Origin of the sequence: Aureimonas psammosilenae (genome assembly GCF_009176975.1) — a bacterium.
Lineage (GTDB): Bacteria > Pseudomonadota > Alphaproteobacteria > Rhizobiales > Rhizobiaceae > Plantimonas > Plantimonas psammosilenae.
The window spans coordinates 17,907-42,664 of sequence record NZ_WEZG01000011.1 but is presented as its reverse complement, the minus strand read 5'-3'; the positions used below and the strand labels follow the sequence as shown (position 1 = coordinate 42,664).

Annotated in this window: 21 protein-coding genes and 1 tRNA gene; 15 read left to right on the top strand and 7 right to left on the bottom strand. The window is 64.1% G+C overall.

The window, feature by feature from the left end; translation table 11 throughout:
- Window positions 1-11: 11 nt before the first annotated feature.
- On the bottom strand, window positions 12-350 hold the full coding sequence (locus F9929_RS17530; RefSeq protein WP_152047847.1) for a P-II family nitrogen regulator: 339 nt from the start codon (window positions 348-350) through the stop codon (window positions 12-14).
- A gap of 317 nt (window positions 351-667) precedes the next feature.
- Between F9929_RS17530 and F9929_RS17525 the strand changes: the two genes are divergently transcribed.
- Window positions 668-2,116: an NAD(P)H-hydrate dehydratase gene (locus F9929_RS17525; RefSeq protein WP_152047970.1), complete on the top strand. Its 1,449-nt coding sequence runs from the start codon at window positions 668-670 to the stop codon at window positions 2,114-2,116.
- 15 nt (window positions 2,117-2,131) lie between these two features.
- Here F9929_RS17525 and uvrA read toward each other — a convergent pair whose 3' ends face one another.
- Entirely contained in the window at window positions 2,132-5,017 is a 2,886-nt protein-coding gene (gene uvrA, locus F9929_RS17520; protein WP_152047846.1) for an excinuclease ABC subunit UvrA, read from the bottom strand.
- Between the two features lie 277 nt (window positions 5,018-5,294).
- Between uvrA and ssb the strand changes: the two genes are divergently transcribed.
- Both ssb and gyrA read left to right on the top strand, forming a co-directional pair.
- Complete coding sequence (ssb, locus tag F9929_RS17515; protein ID WP_152047845.1) at window positions 5,295-5,837, top strand: single-stranded DNA-binding protein; 543 nt, start codon at window positions 5,295-5,297, stop codon at window positions 5,835-5,837.
- Between the two features lie 278 nt (window positions 5,838-6,115).
- Window positions 6,116-8,815, top strand: a complete 2,700-nt coding sequence (gyrA, locus tag F9929_RS17510) for a DNA gyrase subunit A (RefSeq protein ID WP_235919398.1) — start codon at window positions 6,116-6,118, stop codon at window positions 8,813-8,815.
- Between the two features lie 42 nt (window positions 8,816-8,857).
- Here the strand turns inward: gyrA and F9929_RS24730 are convergent, their stop codons facing one another.
- The gene (locus F9929_RS24730; RefSeq protein WP_268915669.1) at window positions 8,858-8,986 is read right to left on the bottom strand and encodes a hypothetical protein; all 129 of its coding nucleotides are present in this window, start codon (window positions 8,984-8,986) and stop codon (window positions 8,858-8,860) included.
- A gap of 62 nt (window positions 8,987-9,048) precedes the next feature.
- Window positions 9,049-9,315 (bottom strand): hypothetical protein, encoded by a 267-nt coding sequence (locus tag F9929_RS24820; protein WP_328596006.1) that lies wholly within the window; start codon window positions 9,313-9,315, stop codon window positions 9,049-9,051.
- Here F9929_RS24820 and coaD point away from each other — a divergent pair.
- The 5 genes from coaD (at window position 9,199) to tgt (ending at window position 13,108) form a co-directional block, all read left to right on the top strand.
- A complete protein-coding gene (gene coaD, locus F9929_RS17505) occupies window positions 9,199-9,684 on the top strand; it encodes a pantetheine-phosphate adenylyltransferase (protein ID WP_328596004.1) in 486 nt (161 codons plus the stop codon). The genes F9929_RS24820 and coaD overlap by 117 nt on opposite strands.
- Before the next feature lie 14 nt (window positions 9,685-9,698).
- Window positions 9,699-10,277 (top strand): peptidylprolyl isomerase, encoded by a 579-nt coding sequence (locus tag F9929_RS17500; RefSeq protein ID WP_152047842.1) that lies wholly within the window; start codon window positions 9,699-9,701, stop codon window positions 10,275-10,277.
- A gap of 118 nt (window positions 10,278-10,395) precedes the next feature.
- Complete coding sequence (locus tag F9929_RS17495) at window positions 10,396-10,902, top strand: peptidylprolyl isomerase (protein WP_152047841.1); 507 nt, start codon at window positions 10,396-10,398, stop codon at window positions 10,900-10,902.
- A complete protein-coding gene (gene queA, locus F9929_RS17490; protein ID WP_152047840.1) occupies window positions 10,902-11,981 on the top strand; it encodes a tRNA preQ1(34) S-adenosylmethionine ribosyltransferase-isomerase QueA in 1,080 nt (359 codons plus the stop codon). The genes F9929_RS17495 and queA overlap by 1 nt, the downstream gene beginning before the upstream one ends.
- A complete protein-coding gene (gene tgt / locus F9929_RS17485; protein WP_152047839.1) occupies window positions 11,978-13,108 on the top strand; it encodes a tRNA guanosine(34) transglycosylase Tgt in 1,131 nt (376 codons plus the stop codon). The genes queA and tgt overlap by 4 nt, the downstream gene beginning before the upstream one ends.
- A 2-nt stretch (window positions 13,109-13,110) precedes the next feature.
- On the opposite strand, the gene F9929_RS17480 is transcribed toward tgt, so the two are convergent.
- The gene (locus F9929_RS17480) at window positions 13,111-13,527 is read right to left on the bottom strand and encodes a DUF4864 domain-containing protein (protein ID WP_152047838.1); all 417 of its coding nucleotides are present in this window, start codon (window positions 13,525-13,527) and stop codon (window positions 13,111-13,113) included.
- A 172-nt stretch (window positions 13,528-13,699) separates the two neighbouring features.
- Between F9929_RS17480 and F9929_RS17475 the strand changes: the two genes are divergently transcribed.
- The 3 genes from F9929_RS17475 to F9929_RS17465 all read left to right on the top strand — a co-directional run bounded on the left by F9929_RS17475 (window position 13,700) and on the right by F9929_RS17465 (window position 17,328).
- Window positions 13,700-13,975, top strand: coding sequence for a hypothetical protein (locus F9929_RS17475; RefSeq protein ID WP_152047837.1), 276 nt, complete (start codon window positions 13,700-13,702; stop codon window positions 13,973-13,975).
- 369 nt (window positions 13,976-14,344) lie between these two features.
- The gene (gene recQ / locus F9929_RS17470; RefSeq protein WP_152047969.1) at window positions 14,345-16,147 is read left to right on the top strand and encodes a DNA helicase RecQ; all 1,803 of its coding nucleotides are present in this window, start codon (window positions 14,345-14,347) and stop codon (window positions 16,145-16,147) included.
- Window positions 16,148-16,341: 194 nt separating this feature from the next.
- Entirely contained in the window at window positions 16,342-17,328 is a 987-nt protein-coding gene (locus F9929_RS17465; protein ID WP_210251358.1) for an aldo/keto reductase, read from the top strand.
- Between the two features lie 201 nt (window positions 17,329-17,529).
- On the opposite strand, the gene F9929_RS17460 is transcribed toward F9929_RS17465, so the two are convergent.
- A tRNA-Lys gene (locus F9929_RS17460) sits at window positions 17,530-17,605 on the bottom strand.
- 182 nt (window positions 17,606-17,787) lie between these two features.
- Between F9929_RS17460 and F9929_RS17455 the strand changes: the two genes are divergently transcribed.
- From F9929_RS17455 to F9929_RS17440, 4 genes are all read left to right on the top strand, one after another.
- Window positions 17,788-18,528 (top strand): cytochrome c biogenesis CcdA family protein, encoded by a 741-nt coding sequence (locus tag F9929_RS17455; RefSeq protein WP_193227816.1) that lies wholly within the window; start codon window positions 17,788-17,790, stop codon window positions 18,526-18,528.
- An 87-nt stretch (window positions 18,529-18,615) separates the two neighbouring features.
- Entirely contained in the window at window positions 18,616-19,980 is a 1,365-nt protein-coding gene (gene glmU, locus F9929_RS17450; protein ID WP_152047834.1) for a bifunctional UDP-N-acetylglucosamine diphosphorylase/glucosamine-1-phosphate N-acetyltransferase GlmU, read from the top strand.
- 88 nt (window positions 19,981-20,068) lie between these two features.
- The gene (gene glmS / locus F9929_RS17445) at window positions 20,069-21,895 is read left to right on the top strand and encodes a glutamine--fructose-6-phosphate transaminase (isomerizing) (RefSeq protein ID WP_152047833.1); all 1,827 of its coding nucleotides are present in this window, start codon (window positions 20,069-20,071) and stop codon (window positions 21,893-21,895) included.
- Between the two features lie 84 nt (window positions 21,896-21,979).
- Window positions 21,980-22,645 carry a DUF502 domain-containing protein gene (locus F9929_RS17440; RefSeq protein ID WP_152047968.1) on the top strand — a complete coding sequence of 222 codons (666 nt, stop codon included), beginning with the start codon at window positions 21,980-21,982 and terminating at the stop codon, window positions 22,643-22,645.
- 3 nt (window positions 22,646-22,648) lie between these two features.
- On the opposite strand, the gene recG is transcribed toward F9929_RS17440, so the two are convergent.
- Complete coding sequence (gene recG / locus F9929_RS17435) at window positions 22,649-24,757, bottom strand: ATP-dependent DNA helicase RecG (protein WP_152047832.1); 2,109 nt, start codon at window positions 24,755-24,757, stop codon at window positions 22,649-22,651.
- Window position 24,758: the final 1 nt, after the last annotated feature.

The following is a 24,758-nucleotide window of genomic DNA, read 5'->3' as shown; positions in this document are numbered from 1 at the left end:
GACGTCGGGCGTCAGACGGCGTCGTTGCCTGTTTCGCCTGTGCGGATGCGGATGGCTTCCTCGATCGTCGAGACGAAGATCTTGCCGTCGCCGATGCGTCCGGTCTGCGCCGCCTTGCGGATCGCCTCCACCGCTGCCGGTACGGCCTCGTCGGTCAGAACGACCTCGACCTTCACTTTCGGCAGGAAATCGACGACATATTCGGCGCCGCGATAAAGTTCGGTATGGCCCTTCTGCCGCCCGAAGCCCTTGGCCTCGGTCACGGTGATGCCCTGAAGACCGACTTCCTGCAGAGCCTCCTTCACCTCGTCGAGCTTGAAGGGTTTGATGATGGCTTCGACCTTCTTCATCGACATATCCTCACGATGTTTCCCCCTCGCGGATCATCGTCCGCCGAAGCGATGAATGCAGGACGCGTGCCACTCGATCCGGTAGGCCGGGACCGTTGGCAAGCCTCGCGGCGTTGCCCGGTGGGAGTAGGCGGGCTTCGCCGAGAACGCAACTATCGCCGTTCCGAAACTGCTCGACACTCGGCCACCTTCCGCTGGAGGGCCCGTATCGCTTGATCGGCCTTGTCGAAGGCCTATCAACTTGTGCATCGGGAAAGCAGGTTGCCATTCGCATGAGCATAGATGTGCAAGATATCCATCTGTTGACGCCCGTCGAGATGGCCGAGGCCGATCGACTGACGATCGCGAGCGGAATTTCCGGATGGGCGCTGATGCGCAGAGCCGGGCAGGCGGTGTTCGAGGTGTTGCGCGAACGGTTTCCCGGCGTATCGCGCGTCGCGATCCTCGCCGGTCCGGGCAATAACGGCGGCGATGCCTTCGTCGTGGCGCGCCTTCTGCGAAACGAGGGCGCGGATGTTCGGATCCACCTCCTGGGCGACCCCAAATCGCTGAAGGGCGACGCCGCCGAGGCGATGGCCGACTACGGCGGCGAAGTCCTTCCGCTCGACGCGTTCGACCCGGCCGATGCGGACCTCATCATCGACGGCCTTTTCGGCGCGGGTCTCGCGCGAGATGTGGACGGCATCGCAAGAACGGTCATCGAGAAGGCGAATGCATCCGGCCGACCCATCGTCGCGATCGACCTGCCGAGCGGCATCTCCGGCGATTCGGGCGCGGAAATGGGACTGGCGATCCAGGCGGCGCTGACCGTGACCTTCTTCCGCCGCAAGCCAGGACATCTGCTGGAGCCCGGCCGTTCGCGGTGCGGCGAACTGGCCGTCGTCGATATCGGTATCGACCCCGATATCCTCGGCTCCATCGGCCCGCGCACCTTCGCCAACGAACCGGCCTTATGGCGGGAGGTCTTCGCACCGCCTTCGCAGATCGGTCACAAATACGACCGAGGCCATGCCGTCGTGTTTTCCGGCGGCGCGACCAAGACAGGCGCGGCGCGCATGTCGGCGCTTTCTGCCTTGCGTGTCGGCGCGGGGCTCGTCACGGTCTTTTCGCCGTCCTCCGCGCTTCTCGTGAACGCCAGCCATCTCACCGCGATCATGTTGAAGCGCTGCGAGAACGAGGCCGAACTCGATGCCCATCTTGCCGACGAACGGCTGAATGCTTTCGTGATCGGCCCTGGCTTCGGGATCGGCGAAAAGGCCGTAAGTTTCGTGCGAGCGGTTCTGGCGTCAGGACGGCATACCGTGATCGATGCCGACGCCATCACCTCCTTCAGGGACAATCGGCAAGACCTCTTCCAGGCAATCGGGGGCAGTTCGGGCAGCGCGGTGCTGACGCCGCATGCGGGAGAGTTCAAGCGGCTCTTTCCCGAACTCGCGGAAGAGCGCTCGAAGCTTGCGATGGCGCGCGGCGCTTCCGCGCGATCCGGTGCCGTGGTGGTCCTGAAGGGCTCCGACACGGTGATCGCCGCCCCGGACGGCCGGGCCGCGATCAACAACACCGGCTCGCCTTATCTCGCCACGGCCGGGACGGGCGACGTTTTGGCGGGCCTCATCGCTGGGCTTCTGGCGCAGAAGCTTCCCGCCTTCGAAGCTGCTTCCGCCGCTGTCTGGCTGCACGGTATGGCGGGGCTGGCCCATGGTCCCGGACTTATCGCCGAGGACCTGCCGAGCCTGATTCCGGCCGCACTGCGCGCACTTCGCGACTAGAACGGGAAGCCGCGCTTACTCCGCGGCTTCCCTTGCACTTTCCACCGGGCGACGGTCCAGAAGCTCCTTCAGGAAGCGTCCGGTCCAAGAGTGCTCGACCTTCACCACGGCTTCCGGCGTGCCTGTGGCAACGATCTCTCCGCCGCCATCGCCACCTTCCGGGCCGATATCGACAACCCAGTCCGCCGTCTTGATGACCTCGAGATTGTGTTCGATCACCACGACCGTATTGCCTTGGTCCACCAGCGAGTGGAGGACTTCCAGAAGCTTGGCAACGTCGTGGAAGTGGAGGCCGGTGGTCGGTTCGTCGAGAATGTAGAGCGTCTTGCCGGTCGCGCGGCGCGACAGTTCCTTGGCGAGTTTCACGCGCTGCGCTTCACCGCCCGAAAGCGTCGTCGCCTGCTGGCCGACCTTGATGTAGCCGAGGCCGACCTCGTTCAGGGTCACCAACTTGTCGCGCACCGCCGGCACGGCGGCGAAGAACTCGACGCCTTCCTCGACGGTCATGTCGAGAACGTCGGCGATCGACTTCACCTTGTAAGTGACTTCCAGCGTTTCGCGATTGTAGCGCTTGCCGTGGCAGACGTCGCAAGTGACGTAGACATCCGGCAGGAAGTGCATCTCAATCTTGATGACGCCGTCGCCCTGGCAGGCCTCGCAGCGCCCGCCCTTGACGTTGAACGAGAAGCGGCCGGCCTGATACCCGCGCGCCTTGGCCTCCGGCAGCCCGGCGAACCAGTCGCGGATCGGCGTGAAGGCGCCGGTATAGGTCGCCGGGTTCGAGCGCGGCGTACGCCCGATCGGCGACTGGTCGATGTCGATGACCTTGTCGAGAAGCTCCAGCCCCTCGACGCGCTCGTGCGGGGCCGGATTCTCGCGCGCGCCGTTGATGTGACGCGCGGCCGCCTTGAACAACGTTTCGATCAGGAAGGTCGACTTGCCGCCGCCGGACACGCCGGTAACGGCCGTGAACAGGCCGAGCGGAATTTCCGCCGAGACGTTCTTCAAATTGTTGCCGCGCGCGCCGACGACCTTCAACCGCTTGTTCTTCTGCGCCTTCCGCCTTTCCGGCGGAACCGCGACGCCGAGCGAACCGGAAAGATAGCGTCCCGTCAGCGACTTCGGATTGGCCTTGATCTCGTCGGGCGTGCCCGCCGCAATGACTTCACCGCCATGGATGCCGGCGGCCGGCCCGATATCGACGACGTAATCCGCCGTCAGAACGGCGTCCTCGTCGTGCTCCACCACAATCACCGTATTGCCGATGTCGCGCAGGTGCTTCAGCGTTGTCAAAAGCCGCGCGTTGTCGCGCTGGTGAAGACCGATCGACGGCTCGTCCAGAACGTAGAGAACGCCCGTCAGGCCAGATCCGATCTGCGAGGCGAGGCGGATGCGCTGCGATTCGCCGCCCGAAAGCGTGCCGGACGAGCGCGACAGCGTCAGGTAATCGAGGCCGACATCGTCTAGGAAGCGAAGCCGTTCCCGGATCTCCTTTAGGATACGGACGGCGATCTCGTTCTGCTTGGCGTTGAGGCTGGCGGGAAGCTCTTCGAACCAGTGCTTGGCCGCGCGGATGGAGAGCGCCGTGACCTCGCCGACATGCCTGCCCGCCACCTTCACGGCGAGCGCCTCCGGCTTCAGCCGATAGCCGCTGCAGGCCGGGCAGGGGGTCGCCGACATATAGCGCTCGATTTCCTCGCGCGACCACGCCGAATCGGTTTCTATCCAGCGCCGCTCGAGATTGGGAATGATGCCTTCGAAGGTCTTGGCCGTCTTATAGGAGCGCAGGCCGTCGTTGTACTGGAACTCGACCTTGCGCTTGCCCGTGCCGTAAAGGATCGCGTTGCGCGCTTCCTCCGGTAGGTCGGACCATTTTTCGGTCTGCTTGAAACCGTATTCTCGGCCGAGCGCATCGAGCGTCTGGCCGTAGTAAGGCGAGGTCGACTTCGCCCAAGGCGCGATGGCGCCGTTCTTCAACGTGCGCGCGGTTTCGGGTACGATCAGGTTCGGATCGATCGACTGCTGGGCGCCGAGCCCGTCACATTTCGGGCACGCGCCGAAGGGGTTGTTGAACGAGAACAAGCGCGGCTCGATCTCGGAGATCGTGAAACCGGAAACGGGGCAGGCGAACTTTTCGGAAAAGATGAGCTGTCGCGGTTTGCCGTTCTCGTCGACGCCATCGGCAAACTCGGCTACCGCGATGCCATCGGCCAGCCGAAGCGCCGTTTCCATCGAATCGGCGAGGCGCGTCTTCAGGTCGGCGCGCACGACCACGCGATCCACCACGACCTCGATATCGTGCTTGAACTTCTTGTCGAGCGACGGCACGTCGGCGATGTCGTGGAACTCACCGTTGACGCGAACGCGCTGGAAGCCCTTCTTCTGAAGCTCCTGCAACTCCTTCTTGAACTCGCCCTTTCGCCCGCGAACGATCGGCGCGAGCAGGAAAAGGCGGGTGCCTTCCGGCTGTTCGAGGACGCGATCCACCATCTGGCTGACCGTCTGGCTTTCGATCGGCAACCCAGTCGCGGGAGAGTAAGGAATGCCGGTGCGCGCGAAGAGAAGGCGGAGATAATCGTAGATCTCCGTCACCGTGCCGACGGTGGAGCGGGGATTCTTCGAGGTCGTCTTCTGCTCGATGGAGATGGCCGGCGACAACCCGTCGATCTGGTCGACATCCGGCTTCTGCATCATCTCGAGAAACTGGCGCGCATAGGCTGAAAGGCTTTCGACGTATCGTCTCTGCCCTTCCGCATAGATCGTGTCGAAGGCCAGCGACGACTTGCCGGACCCCGACAGGCCCGTCATCACGATGAGCTTGTCGCGTGGCAGGTCGAGATCGACGTTCTTGAGATTATGCTCGCGGGCACCGCGAACGGAAATGAACTTCTGATCGGCCATCGGCTGCCGCATTCGCTTCATGGATCGGGACGTGCGCCGCCGGGAGATGGGCGGCGTTCAGCCGTCGCGCTAGATATGTGTCATCGGCTTCGCGTCGAGACGCGTCGAAAACAAGTTGCCTTTGCGTCGCACAAGAGAACATATTATGAACGTCTTGTCGATACGCGCATGTCGCGCGGCGCTTGTGGAAATCCGCCGGGCGTCGCGCATATCATCGCGCGATATCCTATGATGCATGAAAGGCCGGCTCGACCGGCGATCGAGGGAGTGTCGAGCCATGGCCGGCAGCGTGAACAAAGTCATCCTGGTCGGAAATCTCGGGGCGGACCCGGAAATCCGTCGCTTGAATTCCGGGGACGCGGTCGTGAACCTGCGCATCGCGACCTCCGAAACCTGGCGCGACCGCCAGTCGGGCGAGCGCAAGGAGCGCACCGAATGGCATAACGTCGTGATCTTCAACGAGAACCTCGTGAAGGTCGCCGAGCAGTATCTGCGCAAGGGCTCGACGGTTTATATCGAAGGCCAGCTTCAGACCCGATCTTGGGAGGACCAGGGGGGCCAGAAGAAATACACGACCGAGGTCGTTCTCCAGAAGTTCCGTGGCGAACTGCAGATGATCGGCGGTCGCAGTGAAGGCGGTAGTGGCGGCGGCGACTACGATCGCGGTTCCAGCTTCGGCGGCGGCGGGGGTGGTGGCCGTGACGAGGATCGCGGCGGTGCGCGTCGCGGCGGCGGGGGCGGCGGTGCCGGCAACTACGATCGCGGCGGCGGCGGGGGCGGCGGCGGATCGCGCGATATGGACGACGAGATTCCGTTCTGAACGAATCGTGATCGACGGATCGGGGCGCTGGCCGGGGGGGCGGCGCTCCGATGGTGATCCAATATCTGCGCGTGCCCGTCGACCCTTGGCCAAGTCATTGAAAAGTCGACTGTAAATCCCCATCTGGAACGGGTGGGACGATTTGCCTTCCTCCTAGCTGGCTTGCTATAACCGTCCCGAACTCTCAGCTTCGGAAGCGGACTTTTTTGGCCGACGATACCCACGACACAACGCCCGAGCGGCCTCGCGGCGTCGAAAGCATCTCGATTGTCGACGAGATGCGCCGATCCTACCTCGATTATGCGATGAGCGTCATCGTCAGCCGCGCGCTGCCGGACGTTCGCGACGGGCTGAAGCCGGTGCATCGCCGCGTTCTCTTCGCTATGCACGAGATGGGCCTTACCTCGACGCGGCCTTTCCGAAAGTCCGCCGGTGTCGTCGGTGAGGTGATGGGTAAGTACCATCCGCACGGCGACGCCTCGATCTATGATGCCCTCGTGCGCATGGCGCAGGACTGGTCGCTGCGCGCGCCGCTTATCAACGGGCAGGGCAATTTCGGCTCGATCGACGGCGATCCGCCGGCGGCCATGCGCTACACCGAATCGCGCCTGCAGAAGGTGTCCGACGCGCTTCTGGAAGACATCGACAAGGAAACGGTGAACTTCCAGGAGAACTACGACGGGCGCGAGATGGAGCCTGTGGTTCTGCCCGCGCGCTTCCCGAACCTTCTCGTCAACGGCTCCGGCGGCATCGCCGTCGGCATGGCCACCAACGTCCCGCCGCACAATCTCGGCGAAGTCGTGGATGGCTGCATCGCCATGATCGACAATCCGGAAATCTCGTTGGAAGAGATGATGCAGATCGTTCCCGGTCCCGACTTTCCGACCGGCGCGCTGGTGCTCGGCCGGGCCGGCATTCGCGATGCCTATGCCACCGGGCGCGGCTCCATCCTGATGCGCGGCAAGGTGCATATCGAGCCCCTGCGCGGTGACCGCGAGTCGATCATCGTCACCGAGGTTCCCTACCAGGTGAACAAGGCCTCGATGATCGAGAAGATGGCCGATCTGGTGCGCGACAAGCGTATCGAGGGCGTTTCCGACATTCGCGACGAAAGCGATCGCGACGGCTATCGCGTCGTGGTGGAACTGAAGCGCGACGCGTCGAGCGACGTCGTCCTCAACCAACTCTACCGCTTCACGCCGCTCCAAACCTCGTTCGGCGCCAATATCGTGGCGCTGAACGGCGGCAAGCCGGAGCAGATGACGCTCCTCGACATGCTTGGCGCCTTTATCGCCTTCCGCGAGGAAGTGGTGAACCGCCGCACGCGCTTCCTCCTGCGCAAGGCGCGCGAGCGGGCGCATGTCTTGGTCGGTCTCGCCATCGCCGTCGCCAATATCGACGAGATCATCAAGCTGATCCGCGAAGCGCCCGACCCGCAGACCGCGCGCGACCGCATGATGGCGCGCGAATGGGATGCCAAGGATGTCGAGCCGCTGATTCGCCTGATCGACGATCCGCGCCACCGCATCTCCGAGAACGGCACCTATCGCCTATCGGAAACGCAAGCGCGCGCCATCCTCGACCTGCGTCTCCAACGCCTGACGGCGCTCGGACGCGACGAGATCGGCGACGAATTGAACAAGATCGGCGAGGAAATCCGCGAGTATCTTTCGATCCTGTCGTCCCGGATCAAGGTGCGCGAGATCGTCAAGGCCGAGCTTCTGGCGGTGAAGCTGGAATTTGCGACGCCCCGCCGGACCGAGCTTCTGGAAGGCGCGGCCGATCTCGATGACGAGGACCTGATTCCGCGCGAGGAGATGGTCGTCACCGTCAGCCATGGCGGCTACATCAAGCGCGTTCCGCTGGCGACCTACCGGGCGCAGCGGCGCGGCGGCAAGGGCCGCTCCGGCATGACGCTGAAGGGCGATGAGGATTCGGTGACGCGCGTGTTCGTCGCCAATACTCACACGCCCATCCTATTCTTCTCGTCGCGCGGCATCGTCTACAAGGAGAAGGTCTGGCGCCTGCCGCTCGGCAATCCGCAGTCGCGCGGCAAGGCGCTGGTGAACATGCTGCCGCTCGAAAAGGGCGAGCGCATCACTTCCATCCTGCCGTTGCCGAACGACGAGCGCTCGGTCGAAGAGCTGAACGTGATGTTCGCGACGACGCGCGGCACCGTCCGGCGCAACAAGCTGGCGGACTTCCTTCAGGTGAACCGCAACGGCAAGATCGCGATGAAGCTGGACGAGGCGGGGGATGAAATCCTTGCCGTCGCCGTTTGCTCTGAAGACAGCGACGTCTTCCTGACGGCCTCTTCCGGGCAGTGCATCCGCTTCCAGGCGACCGATGTGCGCTTGTTCGCGGGCCGCAACTCCGTCGGCGTGCGCGGCATATCGCTCCCTGAGGGCGAGCAGGTCATCTCCATGGCGATCCTTCGCCATGTGGACGCGACCGCGGCCGAACGCGCTTCCTATCTGAAGATGCGTCGCGCGGTGGAGGGCGAGACCGAAACGGACGTCGTCGCCGTGGAGGAGGAGGTCGTGGAGGATGTCGCGATCGATCAGGAGCGCTATGCCTATCTCAGCGCGGCCGAGGAGTTCATCCTGACGCTCAGCGAGTTCGGCTACGGCAAGCGTTCCTCGTCCTACGAGTTCCGCACCAGCGGGCGGGGCGGTAAGGGGATACGCGCAACCGACCCGTCGCAGATGGCCAATATCGGGCGGCTCGTCGCCGGTTTCCCGGTCGAGGCCGGGGATCAGTTGCTGATGATCTCGGATCGTGGCCAGACGATCCGCGTGCCGGTGGAGGGGATCGGCTTGAAGGGTCGCGCCACCAAGGGCGTGACGATCTTCAGAACCGCGGAAGGGGAGCGTGTGGTGTCCGTCGAGCGCATCCCGGACCAGGGTGCCGAGGAGGCCGAGATCATCGCGCCGATCGATGGCGACGAAAGCGCCGAGGATGCTTCGGGGGGCGAGTGATCGCCTCCCCATAACTCATGCGTTGGAAGAAGGCGTCGGCTGTTAGTTCAGCGGCCGGCGTTTGCGCGCCACGGCTTTGACGCGCGAAGCTTCCGCCTCGTTATGAAGAGCAACGGCAGTAGCGCTGCACAGGCCTGCGACCATGGCGAGCGAAAGAACGAAAATCAGCATTGCTCATCTCCGGAATGCGCAAGGGGAATGCTGCTGCTAAACGTTTGTTCCAACGATCCGAATCACAAGATGTCCCGATCGTCGCAGGGGCGGGACGCTGTCCCTTGCAACAGCGCCGCCGAACGCATCAATACGACGCGAAGCGTTGATCCCGGGTTGTCGAGCATGATGAAGATTTTCCGAATGTCGCTAACGGGCATCACACCATGACCATGCGCACCGGTCTTTATCCGGGCTCGTTCGATCCCTTCACGCTCGGTCATCTCGATATTCTGCGCCGAAGCTGCGCTCTGTTCGATCGGGTGATCGTCGGCATCGGTGTTCACCATGGCAAGGCGCCGATGCTTGATTTCGATACGCGCGAGAAACTGATCGAAGAGGTCGCCGAGGGCCAAGGCTTCGCCGGTCAGGTTCGGGTGGAAAGCTTTTCCGGCCTTGTCGTGATGGCGGCCGAAGCCCTCGGCGCGGCGACCCTGATACGGGGCATCCGCGACGGAACGGATCTCGACTACGAGATGCAGATGGCCGGCATGAACGCGGAACTTGCGCCGAGCGTTCGAACCATCTTCCTGCCGTCGAGCCCGGCCGTGCGGCCCATAACGGCCACATTGGTTCGCCAGATCGCCGCGATGGGCGGAGACATCACGCCTTTCGTCCCGCCGTGCGTCGCCGAGGCGCTCCGAACACGGCAATCATGAAGGAAACGACGCGAATGACATTCTTGTCCAGAATCGGGCTTTCGGCGGTTGTCGCGCTTTCGGTGGTGGCGGGTGCTGCCTCGGTGGCGAGCGCCAAGGATATGATGGTGATCTCCACGAAGGACGGCGAGATCGACGTCCAGCTTCGCCCCGATCTGGCCCCCAACCACGTCAAGCAGATCGAGGCTCTCGCCAAGAAGGGCGCTTATGACGGCGTGGCCTTCCACCGCGTCATCGACGGCTTCATGGCCCAGACCGGCGACGTGCAATATGGCAAGGAAGGCGCCGGCTATTCGCAGAACGACGTCGGCACCGGCGGTTCCGATCTGCCCGACATCAAGGCCGAGTTCTCCAAGGAGCCCTTCAAGCGCGGCACGGTCGGCATGGCGCGCGCGGCCGACCCGAACTCGGCCAATTCGCAGTTCTTCATCATGTTCGACGAAGGCAGCTTCCTGAACGGCCAGTACACCGTGGTCGGTCAGGTGGTGAAAGGCATGGAGGTCGTCGACAAGATCAAGAAGGGCAGCAAGGCGGACAACGGCTCCGTCAGCGAGCCCGATAAGATGGTCTCGGTGAAGATCGATCCTAAGTGATTTTCGGCTGCCGGGCTTGTCAGTCCGGCACCGTTCCTCCATCTGCGGCATCAAAGCGGCGGGACCAGCGATGGTTCCCGCCCTTGTTGTTGCCAGTCCTGAAGAAAAGGAGGCCGCCATGGCCTACGACAAGCCGGAAGACACGCTGGTCATTGAGACCACCAAGGGAACGGTGGTCATCGAGATGCGGCCCGACCTCGCGCCGAACCACGTCGCTCATATCAAGGCACTGGCGCGTGAAGGGGCTTACGACGGCGTCGTGTTCCATCGCGTCATCGACGGTTTCATGGCGCAGACCGGCGACGTGAAGTTCGGCAAGTCCACCGGACCCAGCTTCGACGCTTCGCGCGCCGGCATGGGCGGTTCGGACAAGCCGAACCTCAAGGCCGAGTTCAACGCCGAGCCGCATGTGCGTGGCACCACCTCGATGGCGCGCGCCGCCAGCCCGGATTCGGCCAATTCGCAGTTTTTCATCTGCTTCGACGACGCGCCTTTCCTGAACCGCCAGTACACGGTCTGGGGCAAGGTCATCGAAGGCATGGAGAATGTCGACAAGATCAAGCGCGGCGAGCCGGTTCGCGACCCCGATAAGATCGTGTCCGTGAAGGTCGCCGCCGACGCCTGATGCGCGTCGACGCCTTCGATTTCGATCTGCCGGAGCGCTTAATCGCGCTTCGGCCGGCCGAGCCGCGCGAAAGCGCGCGCCTTCTCGCCGTGGATGGGGCAGGGAGCTTCGGCGATCGCCATATCGCCGATCTGCCGTCGCTGCTTCAACCGGGTGATGTTCTCGTCTTCAACGATACGCGGGTCATTCCAGCGCAACTGGAAGGTCGCCGGATCGGTCGCGGCGATACCGAGCCGTCGATCGGCGCGACGCTGCACCAGCGTATCGAGCCTGACGTCTGGAAGGCTTTCGTCCGCGGTTCGCGAAAGCTGAAAGCCGGCGACCGCGTGTCCTTCGGCGAACACGGCAATGTCTGCCTCGCCGGGTCGCTCGACGCCGAGGTGCGCGAGGTCGGCATCGAGGGAGAGATCACCTTCGCCTTCGATCTGTCCGGCCCGGCGCTGGACGAAGCGATCGCCAATGTCGGCGCCATTCCACTGCCGCCTTACATCGCCTCGAAACGCGACGTGGACGAGCGTGATCGGTGCGATTACCAGACGATCCATGCGCGGGAAGAAGGTGCTGTCGCAGCACCCACCGCCGGGCTTCATTTCACGGACGAACTCGTTTCCGCTCTCGACCAACGAGGTGTCGCGCGCGAGTATCTGACGCTTCATGTCGGCGCCGGCACGTTCCTGCCGGTCAAGGCCGATACGACCGAAGCGCATCGGATGCATTCCGAGAACGGCCGAATCGAACCGGCCACCGCCGAGCGCCTCAACGAAGCGCGGCGGCGCGGCGGGCGGATCGTGGCCGTCGGCACGACATCGCTGCGCCTTCTGGAAAGCGCGACGGGCGAAGACGGTATCGTGCGTCCCTTCGCCGGATCGACCGACATCTTCATCACGCCGGGCTACCGTTTTCGCGCGGTGGACCGCCTTTTGACGAACTTCCACCTGCCGCGCTCGACGTTGTTCATGCTCGTCTCCGCCTTCAGCGGTTTCGAGACGATGCGGCGCGCTTATGCCCATGCCATCACGGAGGAATATCGCTTTTATTCCTACGGCGATGCCTGCCTTCTCGACCCGGCCCTTCCATGACCGAACGCTTCACCTTTCGCCTCATTGCCAAGGATGGAAAGGCGCGTCGTGGCGAGATCACGATGCCGCGCGGCGCGATCCGCACGCCGGCCTTCATGCCCGTCGGCACCGCCGGCACGGTGAAGGCGATGTATCTGGATCAGGTCCGCGAACTCGGCTCGGACATCATCCTCGGCAATGTCTACCACCTGATGCTGCGGCCGGGCGCGGAACGCGTGGCGCGGCTCGGCGGCCTTCACGAGATGGCGCGCTGGCCCTATCCGATCCTCACCGATTCCGGCGGGTTCCAGGTCATGTCGCTCGCAGCCCTGCGGAAGCTCGACGAGACGGGTGTCGTCTTCAAGTCGCATATCGACGGCTCCATGCACTCGCTGAGCCCCGAGCGTTCGATCGAGATTCAGGGGCTTCTCGACAGCGACATCCAGATGCAGCTCGACGAATGCGTCCGGCTGCCGGCCGAGCCAGCCGAGATCGAACGCGCCATGGAGATGTCGCTGCGCTGGGCCGAGCGCTGCAAGATCGCCTTCGGCGACCAGCTGGGCAAGGCGATGTTCGGCATCGTGCAGGGCGGAGACATCGTGGACCTTCGTCTGCGCTCGGCGGAAGCTCTCGCGGCGTTGGATCTGAAAGGCTACGCGGTCGGAGGTCTCGCGGTCGGGGAGCCGCAAGCGGTGATGCTGTCGGTTCTGGAGGAAACCCTTCCGGCTCTGCCGATCGAAAAGCCGCGCTATCTGATGGGCGTCGGCACGCCGGACGACATCGTGGAATCCGTTCGGCGCGGCGTCGATATGTTCGACTGCGTGATGCCGACGCGGGCAGGGCGCCACGGATTGGCCTTCACCCGGCGCGGCAAGGTGAACTTCAAGAATGCTCGACACGCCGACGACCACCGTCCGCTGGACGAGGAATCCAATTGTCCGGCCGCGCGCGACTACAGCCGCGCTTATATCCACCATCTCGTGCGGTCCGACGAGGCGCTCGGCGCGATGCTGCTGACTTGGAACAACTTGGCTTATTACCAGTCGCTCATGGCCGACCTGCGCGACGCCATCGAACGCGGCTGCTTCGAGGAACGGGCGGCTGCCATTAAAGAAACCTGGGCGAAGGGCGATATCCCGCCGCTTTGATCTCAGGCCGAGAAATCGTCGCCTTTGCGGATCGAACAACTGGTGATCTTCAGCGATCCATCCGGTTGCCGAGCCAGCGTGTAGCTCGCGATGTAGCTGTGCCCTTCGGCATCCGTCATGTTCACGTCCTGCCGAAAGCCTTCGCCTTCGGCGCGCATCGGTCCGAACGTGACGTTGTTCGCCTCCACGACGACGGAGTAACCGTTTCGAACCATGGACATGAAGACGTCCGGCGACGGGAACATCGCCTTGATGCTCGGCGCGGCGAAGGAATAGGCGGCGACGCCATCGCCGGCTTTGAAAGCCCGCAACTGGCTGGAGATGACGGAACGGACATCGCCGCTGTCATCTGCTCTGGCGGCGGGCGGCGCGAGAAGGGCGCCTGCGATCAAAGCCGATGCTAAAAGCCTTCTCGACATAGCAGTCACCTCGCCGTGTGTCGTAAAGACATCGCGCGCCGCCGGCGGCGCGGCAGGGTCGTTCGCCATCAACTCGTCGTGATCAGATGCATCTTCGATCGTTTAGCCGGCAACGAGGATGGATCGTCCGCTTGATTCCTACACATAAATGTCAGGATCGGAGGAACCCGCCATGCGCCGTACCATCGTGGTCGCCTTGTTGATGATCGGCCCTGTTTCGCTGGCAGGATGCGAGACCGTAACCTACAGCGAAGGTCCCGCCGACTACGCGCTCCGCCCGGATTACCGCGACGACGACCGTGTCCCGCCGCCCATACGCTATCCGGACCGGTACGATCGTTACGACCGTTATAGCGAATATCGTGATCCATATATCCGACGTCCACCCCCGCCCGTTCGGCCGTATCCGCTCTACGATCGCTACCGCGACTATGACGATGGCTATTGATCGGCGGGGCTGACCCGGAAGCCATTTGGCCGCAGCCGTTGCTGTTAAGACTTCCGCAACTTTTGTCTCCGCCCGACATTTCCCGCCAACACCGGCAGAAGGCGACGGCGATGGCAGTATCAGGACTTCGTTCCAGCAACCGACGAGCCCCGATCATGGCCTATGGCTGTGTCGGAGCAGCCATCGCCTTCATCTTCGCTTTGACGTTGGGCGTGTTCGATACAAGCGAAGAAACGCATCGGATGGCGTCCAACGATGCCGCTACAGTGACCTCCTCTACACCCTGACGCATCGGCGTCGGTCGTGATGTTGGCTGTCGGATCGAAACTGCTATGAGTGCCGCTTCCGACATCCTACATGCCATCGCAGATGAACGACAAAGCCCTCGAAATCCTCAAGACCGTCTATGGCTACGATGCGTTCAGGGGACCCCAGGCGAGCATCGTTGAGCATGTCATCGAAGGCAACAACGCCTTCGTCCTGATGCCGACCGGCGGCGGTAAATCTCTCTGCTATCAGATTCCCGCCATCGCCCGACCCGGCATGGGGCTCGTCGTATCTCCGCTGCTGGCATTGATGTCCGATCAGGTCGCGGCCCTGCGGCAAGCGGGCGTGAAGGCGGCCGCTCTGAACTCCGATCTTGTACCGGAAGAGCGACGCGCCTTGTGGGACGCCGTCGAGACAGGTGCTCTCGACATCCTCTACGTCGCGCCGGAAACGCTGATGCGCCCCGAGGTGCTGCAGCGGCTCGCCCGAACGCGATTGTCGCTGATCGCCATCGACGAGGCGCACTGTTTGTCGCAATGGGGGCATGATTTTCGCCCCTCCTATCGCCAGCTCGACGCGCTGGTTCAGGCGTTTCCGGACACGCCGCGGATGGCGCTGACGGCGACGGCGGACGAGCCGACGCGCGCCGAGATCCTGTCCCACCTCGACATCGCCGAGGCGGATGCCTTCGTCGCAGGCTTCGACCGCCCCAACATCCGCTATGCCATCGAAGAGAAGGACAATCCTCGCGCCCAGTTGCGGGACTTTCTGAAGCGCCACAAGGACGAGAGCGGCATCGTCTACTGCCTTTCGAAGCGCAAGACCGAGGAAACCGCCGCTTGGTTGCGTGATCAGGGTTACGATGCCCTGAGTTATCACGCGGGGATGGAGAAGGCCGCGCGCGAAGCCAACCAGATGCGTTTTCAGCACGGCGAAGCGGTGGTGATGGTCGCGACCATCGCCTTCGGCATGGGCATCGACAAGCCGGACGTGCGCTTCGTCGCCCATATCGATCTGCCGGGCAGTATCGAGGCCTACTATCAGGAAACCGGACGCGCCGGGCGCGACGGCTTGGCCTCCGACACGCTGATGCTCTACGGTTCGGAGGATATCGCGCTGCGCAGCCGCTTCATCGAGGGATCGGACGCGCCGGACGCCCGCAAGCGGATGGAGCGCCAGAAACTCGACGCGCTTCTGGGCCTTGCCGAAACGGCGGGCTGTCGCCGGCAGGTGCTCTTGTCCTATTTCGGCGACCGCTGCGACCCTTGCGGCAACTGCGATACCTGCGCCGAGCCGCCCACGCTGTTCGACGGCACGGTTTCGGCGCAAAAGGCGCTGTCCTGCATCTACCGCACCGGCGAGCGCTTCGGGCAGGCTTATATCGTCGACGTGCTTCTGGGCGCCGAGAGCGAGCGCATCACGCAGTTCGGCCACGACCGCGTTTCGACCTACGGCATCGGCACGGAGCACGACAACCGCGCATGGCGGGCGATCCTGCGCCAGTTGATCGCGCTGCGCTTCGTGGAAGTCGATCTGGCCGGCCATGGCGGATTGTCGATCGCACCCGCCGGCCGCGACTTTCTGCGCGACAAGCCGACATTGATGCTGCGCGCGCCGCAACCGGCGCGTTCGCGCCGCGAGCGGCAGGTGCGCGGCACAACGCAATCGAGCGTGGCCGACGGGGACAACGACCTGTTCCAGGCCTTGCGCCAGAAGCGCATGGAAATCGCCCGAACGCAGAACCTGCCGCCCTATGTCATCTTCCACGACAAGACGCTGATCGAACTGGCGGCGGCCCGACCGACCTCGCGGGCGGCGATGGCGAGGGTTCCAGGCGTCGGCGAAGCCAAGCTCGACCGGTACGGCCCAGCGTTTCTGGCGGTGATCGCCGAACATGGAGGCTAGGGTCACCGACAATTCGCCGGAACGCGGAGCGGTGCTGCCGAATTGCGCTCATGCTCGCCACGAACGGCAGGCGGTTCGGCCCTTGAGAATCGGATAGACAGTCCTCTCGGGCCGACTCCGTGATTTCCCGACCAACCCCGGATCGGCCTTCGAAATCACGGTTCGCATCATCGGCAGGGAGAAGCATCATGAGCATATCGAACCGTCCCTTCGGACGCACGGGCTGGTCGGTTTCGGAGATCGGCTTCGGCGCCTGGGCCATCGGCGGCTCGTGGGGAAATGTCGACGAAAGCGAAGCGAAGGGGGCTCTGCACGCCGCCCTGGACGAAGGCATGACCTTCATCGACACCGCCGACGTCTATGGCGACGGGCGCTCCGAGCGCATCGTGCGTGACGTTCTGCGCGAGCGGGGCGACCGCGACGTCAAGGTCGCGACGAAGGCCGGCCGCCGGCTTTCCCCGCATGTCGCCGACGGTTACACGGCGGCCAATCTCGGCGCGTTCATCGATCGCAGCCTTACCAATCTCGGTGTGGAGACACTCGATCTCGTGCAACTGCACTGTCCGCCGACGGAAGTCTTCTATCGTCCGGAAGTGTTCGGGGCCTTGGACGAACTCGTGGCGTCCGGCAAGCTTCGCCATTACGGCGTTTCCGTCGAGAAGGCGGAAGAAGGGCTGAAGGCGATCGAGTATCCGAACGTCGCCTCCGTCCAGATCATCTACAACGCCTTTCGGCAGCGTCCGGCCGAATTGTTTTTCCTCGAAGCCAAGCGGCGCGGCGTCGCCGTCATCGTGCGGGTGCCGCTCGCCAGCGGCATGTTGACCGGCAAGCTGAAGGCCGACACCCCCTTCGCGGCGGACGATCACCGCGCCTTCAACCGCCACGGCGAGGCCTTCGATGTCGGCGAGACTTTCGCCGGCGTGCCCTACGACGTCGCGCTGGCAGCGGTGGAAGAGCTTCGCCCGCTGGTGCCCGAAGGCGCGACCATGGCGCAGATGGCCTTGCGCTGGATTTTGATGGAGGAGGCGGTTTCGGTTGTGATTCCCGGCGCGAAATCGGAAGCTCAAGCGAAAGCCAACGCCGCCGCGAGCGGTCTCGCGCCGTTGCGTCCGGAAGTGATGGATCGCGTCCGCGAGATCTACCAAAGCCAAATCGCACCGCACGTCCACCATCGCTGGTGACGGCTTCGATCTCCGGACGCTGTCGCGCGTCGGGCGTCACGCTGAGTCTTGAGGAGCGGCCGTAGAGAACACTTCCTGCTGCCCGGACGCATCCAAGCGACCGGGCAGGAGGACGTTGGATCGCAGTAGGAAGAATCAAAAACGTCCGTGCGAAAACAGCTTCTCGCCGGGCAACTAGGACGCAATGATTGGCTGACGGATTGGTGAGCGCGCTGGGACTCGAACCCAGGACCTACAGATTAAAAGTCCGTTGCTCTACCAACTGAGCTACGCGCTCGACTGCGGGCCCGATGGGGATTCGCGTCGGGGCGGACCATAGAAAGAGGCCCTTCCTCGGTCAACTGCTTCCGAGGGCCGGTTTGCGCTTTTGCCGCAACCATTGCGACCGGCTATAGCACTGGCCATGAACCAACGTCGCTTAATCCATATTTCTCGGGGTCCATGTGGGGCTCGCCTTCCGTGAACGACGTCAGCTATCTCGCGGCCGTCGTCGCCGGCGGCTTGTCGTTTCTTTCGCCCTGCGTTCTGCCCCTCGTGCCCCCGTATCTCTGCTACATGGCCGGGGTGTCGGTGGAAGACCTGCGTGGCGGGGGGAGCGTTGCCGGAGCGAGACGGCAGGGGCGGGTCGTGGCGAGCGCTCTCCTCTTCGTTCTCGGCTTCTCGACGGTTTTCGTCGCGCTCGGAGCCGGCGCGAGTTCGGTCGGGCGGCTGCTCCGCGAGAACCTCTCGTGGCTCGGAATCGTCGCCGGCTTGGCGATCATCGTCATGGGCCTCAACTTCCTCGGCGTTTTCCGCATCGGCGCTCTTTCCACCGAGCGGCGCTTTCGTTCGCCTGACAAACCCGGCAGCTTTCTGGGCGCTTATCTGATGGGGCTCGCCTTCGCTTTCGGATGGACGCCCTGTATCGGCCCGGTGCTCGGCGCCATCCTCGGTCTGGCCGGGGCGCGGGATACGGTCGGCGAGGGCGCGACGATGCTGGCTTTTTATTCGCTCGGGCTCGGCATCCCCTTCGTTCTGGCGGCCCTCTTTTCGGGGGCGTTTCTGTCTTCGGCCAGCAAGCTGCGTCGGCATCTCGGCAAGGTCGAGAAGGCGATGGGCGGGCTTCTGGTCGTCACCGGAATCCTGTTTCTGACAGGTGGAATGCAGCGCATGTCCTTCTGGCTTCTGGAAACCTTTCCGGCGCTGCAGAAGATCGGTTAACCATACTCGCTTAAACATCGAAGAGATGCCGGCCGGCTTTTCCTTCGCGCAGGGCCGGATCGCCGCGAATGCCACTTGGGACGACGAATGCCAAGAACCTGCCTTTCGGTGATTCTCGCGGCCGGCGAGGGAACGCGCATGAAGTCCAGCCGCGCCAAGGTGCTGCACGAAGTGGCGGGCTTGCCGATGGTCGCCCATGCGGTGCTGGCGGCGAAGGCGGCCGGCACCGACGCCGTTGCGCTCGTGACCGGTCGTGATGCCGAAGCGGTCGAGAAGGCTGCGCGCGCCGTCGCGCCTCAGTCCACCGTTCATGTGCAGGCCGAGCGCCTGGGAACGGCCCACGCCGTTCTCGCCGCACGGGCCAGCATCGAGCCGGGCTTCGACGATCTCCTGATACTCTTCGGCGACACGCCGCTCGTGCGGTCGCAAACGCTGGAAGCCGCTCGCGCGGTTCTGGCGGAAGGCGCCGATATCTGCGTCGTCGGCTTCCGGACGGCCGATCCGACCGGCTACGGCCGTTTGATCGAACGCGAGGGCGACGTGATCGCCATTCGCGAGGAAAAAGACGCGTCGGCGGACGAAAAGAAGATCGGCTTCTGCAATGCAGGCATCATGGCCGTTCGCGGTGAAACGGTCTTGTCGCTGCTGGATGCCGTCGGCAACAACAACGCCAAGGGCGAATATTACCTCACCGACATCGTCGCCATCGCACGCGAACGGGGCGGGGTGGTGAAGGCGATCGAGGCGGGAGCCGAGGAAGTGCTCGGCGTCAACAACCGCGTCGAACTCGCCGCGGTCGAGGCCATCTGGCAGGATCGTAAACGCCGCGAGGCGATGCTGGCTGGCGCCACGCTGATCGCGCCCGAAACGGTGTTCTTCAGCTTCGACACCGCGCTCGGCCTTGACGTCGTGGTGGAGCCGAACGTCGTCTTCGGGCTGGGCGTTGTGGTCGCCGACGGCGTGGCGATCCATGCCTTCAGCCATCTGGAGGGGGCGAAACTCGCGAGAGGCACTTCCGTCGGCCCCTATGCCCGGCTTCGGCCGGGAACGGATCTCGGTGAAGGCGCCAAGGTCGGCAATTTCTGCGAAACCAAGAACGCCCGCATCGAGGCGGGGGCGAAGGTCAATCACCTTTCCTATATCGGCGATGCGCGGATCGGCTCGAACACCAATGTCGGCGCGGGCACGATCACCTGCAATTACGACGGTTTGAACAAGTGGTTCACCGATATCGGCGCCAATGTCTTCGTCGGATCGGATACCGCTCTCGTCGCGCCGGTCTCGGTAGCGGATGGTGCCTTCATCGGATCGGGCAGCGTGATCACCGAAGACGTTCCAGCCGATGCGCTCGCCATCGCACGGAGCCGACAGGTGGTGAAGGAAGGGCGCGCGGTCGAAATCCGCGCCCGTACCGCCGCGATGAAGGCGCAAAAGTCCTCCAAACCCGCTTGATATCGGGTATCAGCCGGCAAGCGAACTTGGCTGGACGGGTCTTCGCGCGACGGCCCTGAAGGTCGTTGGAAACAAGGGTCAGACGATCATGTGCGGCATCATCGGTATCGTCAGCGGAACGCCCGTTGCGGAGCGTTTGGTGGAGTCGCTGAAGCGCCTCGAATATCGTGGCTACGATTCCGCCGGGATCGCGACACTGTCGTATGTCGGGCTCGACCGCCGCCGGGCCGTCGGCAAGCTCGTCAATCTCGAACGGCTCGTCCGGGAAGAACCGCTCGGCGGCACGATCGGCATCGGCCACACGCGCTGGGCGACGCATGGCGCCCCTACCGTGCCGAACGCTCACCCGCACGCGACGCCCCGCCTTGCCGTCGTGCATAACGGCATCATCGAGAATTTTCGCGAGCTGAAGGCCGAACTCGTCGCCGACGGCTACACCTTCCATAGCGAGACCGACACGGAAGCCGTCGCCGTGTTCGTGACACGCGAACTCGACCGTGGCGTCGCACCAAGGCAGGCGGTTCACAACTGCCTCAAGCGGCTCGAAGGCGCCTTCGCGCTGGGCTTCCTGTTCAAAGGCGAGGAAAGCCTTCTGATCGGCGCGCGCAAGGGTGTGCCGCTGGCGGTCGGGCAGGGGCGCGGCGAGATGTTTCTCGGCTCCGACGCCATCGCCATGTCGCCTTTCACGGACGAGATCCGCTATCTCGAGGACGGCGACTGGGTGGTGATGAACCACGACGACGCGGAGATTTTCGATGCGGCCGGCGAACCGGTGGAGCGCCCCCTGCGCCGCACGGTCGGCAAGGCCTTCTATGTCGACAAGGGCAATTATCGCCACTTCATGCAGAAGGAGATCTTCGAGCAGACCGAGGTGATCGGCCACACGCTCGGTTCCTTCGTTGACATGACCACCGGGCGGGCGCGCATGACGGCCGATAAGGGCCTCGATTTCACGAATGTCGGCCGCATGGCGATCTCGGCCTGCGGCACCGGCTTCTATGCGGGCCTGACCGGCCGCTACTTCTTCGAGCGCCATGCGCGCATCGCCTGCGATCTCGATGTCGCTTCGGAGTTTCGTTATCGAGAAAGCCCGCTTGGCGACGTCGATCTCGCGCTCTTCGTTTCGCAGTCGGGCGAAACGGCGGACACTTTGGCTTCGCTGCGCTACGCCAAATCGGAAGGCATCCGAACCGCCGCGATCGTCAACGTTCCCGAATCCACAATGGCGCGCGAGGCGGATGTTGTGCTGCCGACCCTGGCCGGGCCGGAAATCGGCGTCGCCTCCACCAAGGCCTTCACCTGCCAATTGACCGCGCTCGCCGCGCTTTCCGTCGCGGCCGGCGTGCAGCGCGGCGTGATTTCGCCCGAGGGCGAGCTTGAACTGACGCGCGCCTTGTCGGAAGCGCCGCGCATGGTGGCCGAGGCCTTCAAGCTTGAAGGCGAGATCGAGAAGCTCGCCAAAGAAATGGCCGGCCATCGGCACGCGCTCTTTCTCGGGCGCGGCTCGTCCTATCCCCTGGCGCTCGAAGGCGCGCTGAAGCTGAAGGAGATCAGCTACATCCATGCCGAGGGCTACGCCGCCGGCGAGCTGAAGCACGGGCCGATCGCGCTGATCGACGAGACCATGCCGGTGATCGTGATCGCACCGCACGACGCCGTTTTCGAGAAGACGGTCTCGAACATGCAGGAAGTCGCGGCGCGCGGCGGGCGGATCATTCTCCTCACGGACGAGACCGGGGCGAGGGCCGCCCCGGTGGACACCGTCGCGACGCTCGTCATGCCGGATATGCCGGAAATTCTGACGCCCATCGCCTATGCGGTGCCGCTTCAGTTGCTGGCCTATCACACAGCCGTTCACATGGGCACGGATGTGGACCAGCCGCGTAATCTCGCGAAATCCGTGACTGTGGAATAGTTCATACGGCGTCGCGAAAGCTTTTGTCGCGCCGCCGCATGGAGCCTGATAGCGTGGCGCGGCGAAGGAGACCGCGCCGCCATGATGGTGAAGCTTCGAACCTATTTCCTGACGGGCTTCGTGATCTGCGCGCCGTTGGCGATCACGATCTGGCTGACGCTCGCCTTCATGAACTGGGTGGATAGTTGGGTCACCCCTTATATCCCGGATCGCTACAATCCCGACAACTATCTGGCCGTCAGCGTGCCGGGCTTCGGTCTCCTGGTGGCGCTGTTTCTCATCACGCTGGTCGGCTTCCTGACCGCCAATCTCGTGGGGCGCACCGTCGTCGGCTGGGGCGAGCGGCTGGTCGGGCGCATGCCGCTCGTTCGCACGCTCTACACGGCGCTGAAGCAAATTTTCGAGACGGTTTTCGCCGACCATTCCTCGTCGTTCAAGACGGCGGCGCTGATCGAATATCCGCGCAAGGGGCTTTGGTCGATCGCGCTCGTGGCGACGACGGCCAAGGGCGAGATCGCGGATGCCTTCCACGGGCGCGAGATGATCGCCGTGTTCCTTCCGCCGACGCCCAATCCGACGTCCGGCTTCCTGATCTACGTGCCGAAGGAAGACGTGCGGATTCTCGATATGCGCGTCGAGGACGCGATGAAGCTCATCGTGTCTGCCGGCATCGTCGGGCCTGAAGGCGAGCGAACGCTGACCCAGGCCGAGGCGTCCAAGCTCGTGGAAACGCGCGCGGCAGCCGAGTAGGGGTCAGCCTGCGCGCAGGAGGCGGAGGGCATCGTCCCGGCCGAAGAGGTAGAGGAGCGTGCGCAAGGCCTCGCCGCGCGGGCCTTCCAGTTCCGGGTCGGTCGCCATGACGAGGCGGGCGTCGTCCCGCGCGATCTCCATCAGATCGCCATGGATGTCGAGATTGGCCAGCCGGAAACTCGGCAGACCGGACTGTTTGGTGCCCAGAAGATCGCCTTCGCCGCGCAGCTTCAGGTCTTCCTCGGCGATGCGGAAGCCGTCTTCGGTTTCGCGCATCACGGCGAGCCGCGCCTTGGCCACTTCGCCGAGCGGCGAGCGGTAAAGGAGGACGCAGGAGGACGGCTTCGAACCCCGGCCGACGCGTCCGCGAAGCTGGTGAAGCTGCGCCAGCCCGAAGCGCTCCGCATGTTCGATCACGATGATCGTCGCGTCCGGCACGTCGACGCCGACCTCGATCACGATGGTCGCGACGATGAGGCGGGTGCGCCCTTCCTTGAAGGCAGCCATGGCGGCATCCTTCTCATCGCCCGGCATCTGGCCGTGGACGACGCCGACGATGTCGCCGAAGATTTCTGAAAGCTGGCGATGCCGTTCTTCGGCGGCCATCAGGTCGCTCTTCTCGGACTCTTCCACCAGCGGGCAGACCCAGTAGACCTTGCCGCCATCCGCGATCGCCTTGCCGACGCGCTCCACGATCTCGCCATAGCGCTCGATGGGCACGGCGACGGTGGCGATGGGCTTTCGCCCGGCCGGCTTGCCATGGAGGCGCGAGACATCCATGTCGCCGAAGGCGGCGAGAACGAGCGTTCGCGGAATGGGCGTCGCCGTCATCACGAGAAGGTCCGGGGAGCGGCCTTTCCGGGTGAGGCTGAGACGTTGATGGACGCCGAAACGGTGCTGCTCGTCCACGACGACAAGGCCGAGGTCGCGATATTCGACGCCTTCCTGAAACAGCGCATGCGTGCCGACGACGATATCCACCTCGCCTTCGGCCATGGCGGAGAGCTTGGCCGCACGCGCCTTGCCGTTGTCGCGGCCGGTCAGGAGCACGATTCGGAGACCCGCTTTCTCGCACAAGGGCGCGAGGCCTTGATAATGCTGACGAGCGAGGATTTCGGTCGGCGCCAGAAGCGCGGACTGCGCGCTGGCTTCCGCCGCCGTCGCCATGGCCATCAGCGCCACGACCGTCTTGCCGGCGCCGACATCGCCTTGGAGGAGGCGGAGCATCCGGTCGTCCTCCGCCATGTCGGCAAGGATTTCGGCGATCGCTCCGTTTTGGGCTTCAGTCAGTTGGAAGGGCAGGGCCGCAAGTACCCGCGCCGTGATCCGTCCATCGCCTTTCAGCGGATGGCCCTTCGCCTTCTTGATGCGTCGGCGCGAAACGGCCAGAGCGAGCTGACCGGCCAGCAGTTCGTCATAGGCAAGACGCCGGCGATGGGCCGCGCGCGGATCGACATCGACGCCGTCTTCCGGCTCGTGCGCCTTGCGAAGCGCATTCTCGAAAGGCGCGAAGGACTGGCGGGACAGGACGCTCGGCTCGATCCATTCGCCGAGCGAGGGCAAATGCGACAGGCTGGCGGCGATGGACTTGCGCAGAATCTTGGGCGAAAGCCCCGCCGTCATCGGGTAGATCGGCTCGACCAGCGGCACCTTGTCGGCATCGGCGAGGGCGACCACGAGATCCGGATGCACCATCTGCGGGCGGCCGTTGAAGCGTTCCACCCGACCCGAAACGAGCATGGTTTCGCCGATGGGCAGGAGCCTTTCCATCCATTGCGGCTGCGCGCGGAAATAAACGAGCGCGATTTCGCCCGTCTCGTCATGGCCGTAGACGCGATAGGGCTTGGCGCCCGCGCCGCGCTCGGGCTCGATATGGCGGTCGATTCTCAAGGACAGCGTGACGAGCGCGCCGTCCGGCGCATCTACGATCTCTTCGCGCCGCCGCCGGTCCACGAGGCCGGTCGGCAGGTGGAAAAGAAGGTCGCGAATGCGCAAGGCGGCATCCGAACCGGCTGGAAGCAGGAGCGTGCGGAACAAGGCCGCGAGCTTGGGGCCGACGCCGTCCAGCGTCGTCAGGCCGGCGAAAAGGGGATCGAGAACGGATGGCCGCATG

What these genes read in the sequence shown, in the direction of transcription:
- F9929_RS17530 (WP_152047847.1), bottom strand. Translation starts at nt 350, where the DNA reads ATGAAGAAGGTCGAAGCCATCATCAAACCCTTCAAGCTCGACGAGGTG.
- F9929_RS17525 (WP_152047970.1), top strand. Translation starts at nt 668, where the DNA reads ATGGCCGAGGCCGATCGACTGACGATCGCGAGCGGAATTTCCGGATGG.
- uvrA (WP_152047846.1), bottom strand. Translation starts at nt 5,017, where the DNA reads ATGGCCGATCAGAAGTTCATTTCCGTTCGCGGTGCCCGCGAGCATAAT.
- ssb (WP_152047845.1), top strand. Translation starts at nt 5,295, where the DNA reads ATGGCCGGCAGCGTGAACAAAGTCATCCTGGTCGGAAATCTCGGGGCG.
- gyrA (WP_235919398.1), top strand. Translation starts at nt 6,116, where the DNA reads ATGCGCCGATCCTACCTCGATTATGCGATGAGCGTCATCGTCAGCCGC.
- F9929_RS24730 (WP_268915669.1), bottom strand. Translation starts at nt 8,986, where the DNA reads ATGCTGATTTTCGTTCTTTCGCTCGCCATGGTCGCAGGCCTGTGCAGC.
- coaD (WP_328596004.1), top strand. Translation starts at nt 9,199, where the DNA reads ATGCGCACCGGTCTTTATCCGGGCTCGTTCGATCCCTTCACGCTCGGT.
- F9929_RS24820 (WP_328596006.1), bottom strand. Translation starts at nt 9,315, where the DNA reads ATGGTGAACACCGATGCCGACGATCACCCGATCGAACAGAGCGCAGCT.
- F9929_RS17500 (WP_152047842.1), top strand. Translation starts at nt 9,699, where the DNA reads ATGACATTCTTGTCCAGAATCGGGCTTTCGGCGGTTGTCGCGCTTTCG.
- F9929_RS17495 (WP_152047841.1), top strand. Translation starts at nt 10,396, where the DNA reads ATGGCCTACGACAAGCCGGAAGACACGCTGGTCATTGAGACCACCAAG.
- queA (WP_152047840.1), top strand. Translation starts at nt 10,902, where the DNA reads ATGCGCGTCGACGCCTTCGATTTCGATCTGCCGGAGCGCTTAATCGCG.
- tgt (WP_152047839.1), top strand. Translation starts at nt 11,978, where the DNA reads ATGACCGAACGCTTCACCTTTCGCCTCATTGCCAAGGATGGAAAGGCG.
- F9929_RS17480 (WP_152047838.1), bottom strand. Translation starts at nt 13,527, where the DNA reads ATGTCGAGAAGGCTTTTAGCATCGGCTTTGATCGCAGGCGCCCTTCTC.
- F9929_RS17475 (WP_152047837.1), top strand. Translation starts at nt 13,700, where the DNA reads ATGCGCCGTACCATCGTGGTCGCCTTGTTGATGATCGGCCCTGTTTCG.
- recQ (WP_152047969.1), top strand. Translation starts at nt 14,345, where the DNA reads ATGAACGACAAAGCCCTCGAAATCCTCAAGACCGTCTATGGCTACGAT.
- glmU (WP_152047834.1), top strand. Translation starts at nt 18,616, where the DNA reads ATGCCAAGAACCTGCCTTTCGGTGATTCTCGCGGCCGGCGAGGGAACG.
- glmS (WP_152047833.1), top strand. Translation starts at nt 20,069, where the DNA reads ATGTGCGGCATCATCGGTATCGTCAGCGGAACGCCCGTTGCGGAGCGT.
- F9929_RS17440 (WP_152047968.1), top strand. Translation starts at nt 21,980, where the DNA reads ATGGTGAAGCTTCGAACCTATTTCCTGACGGGCTTCGTGATCTGCGCG.
- recG (WP_152047832.1), bottom strand. Translation starts at nt 24,757, where the DNA reads ATGCGGCCATCCGTTCTCGATCCCCTTTTCGCCGGCCTGACGACGCTG.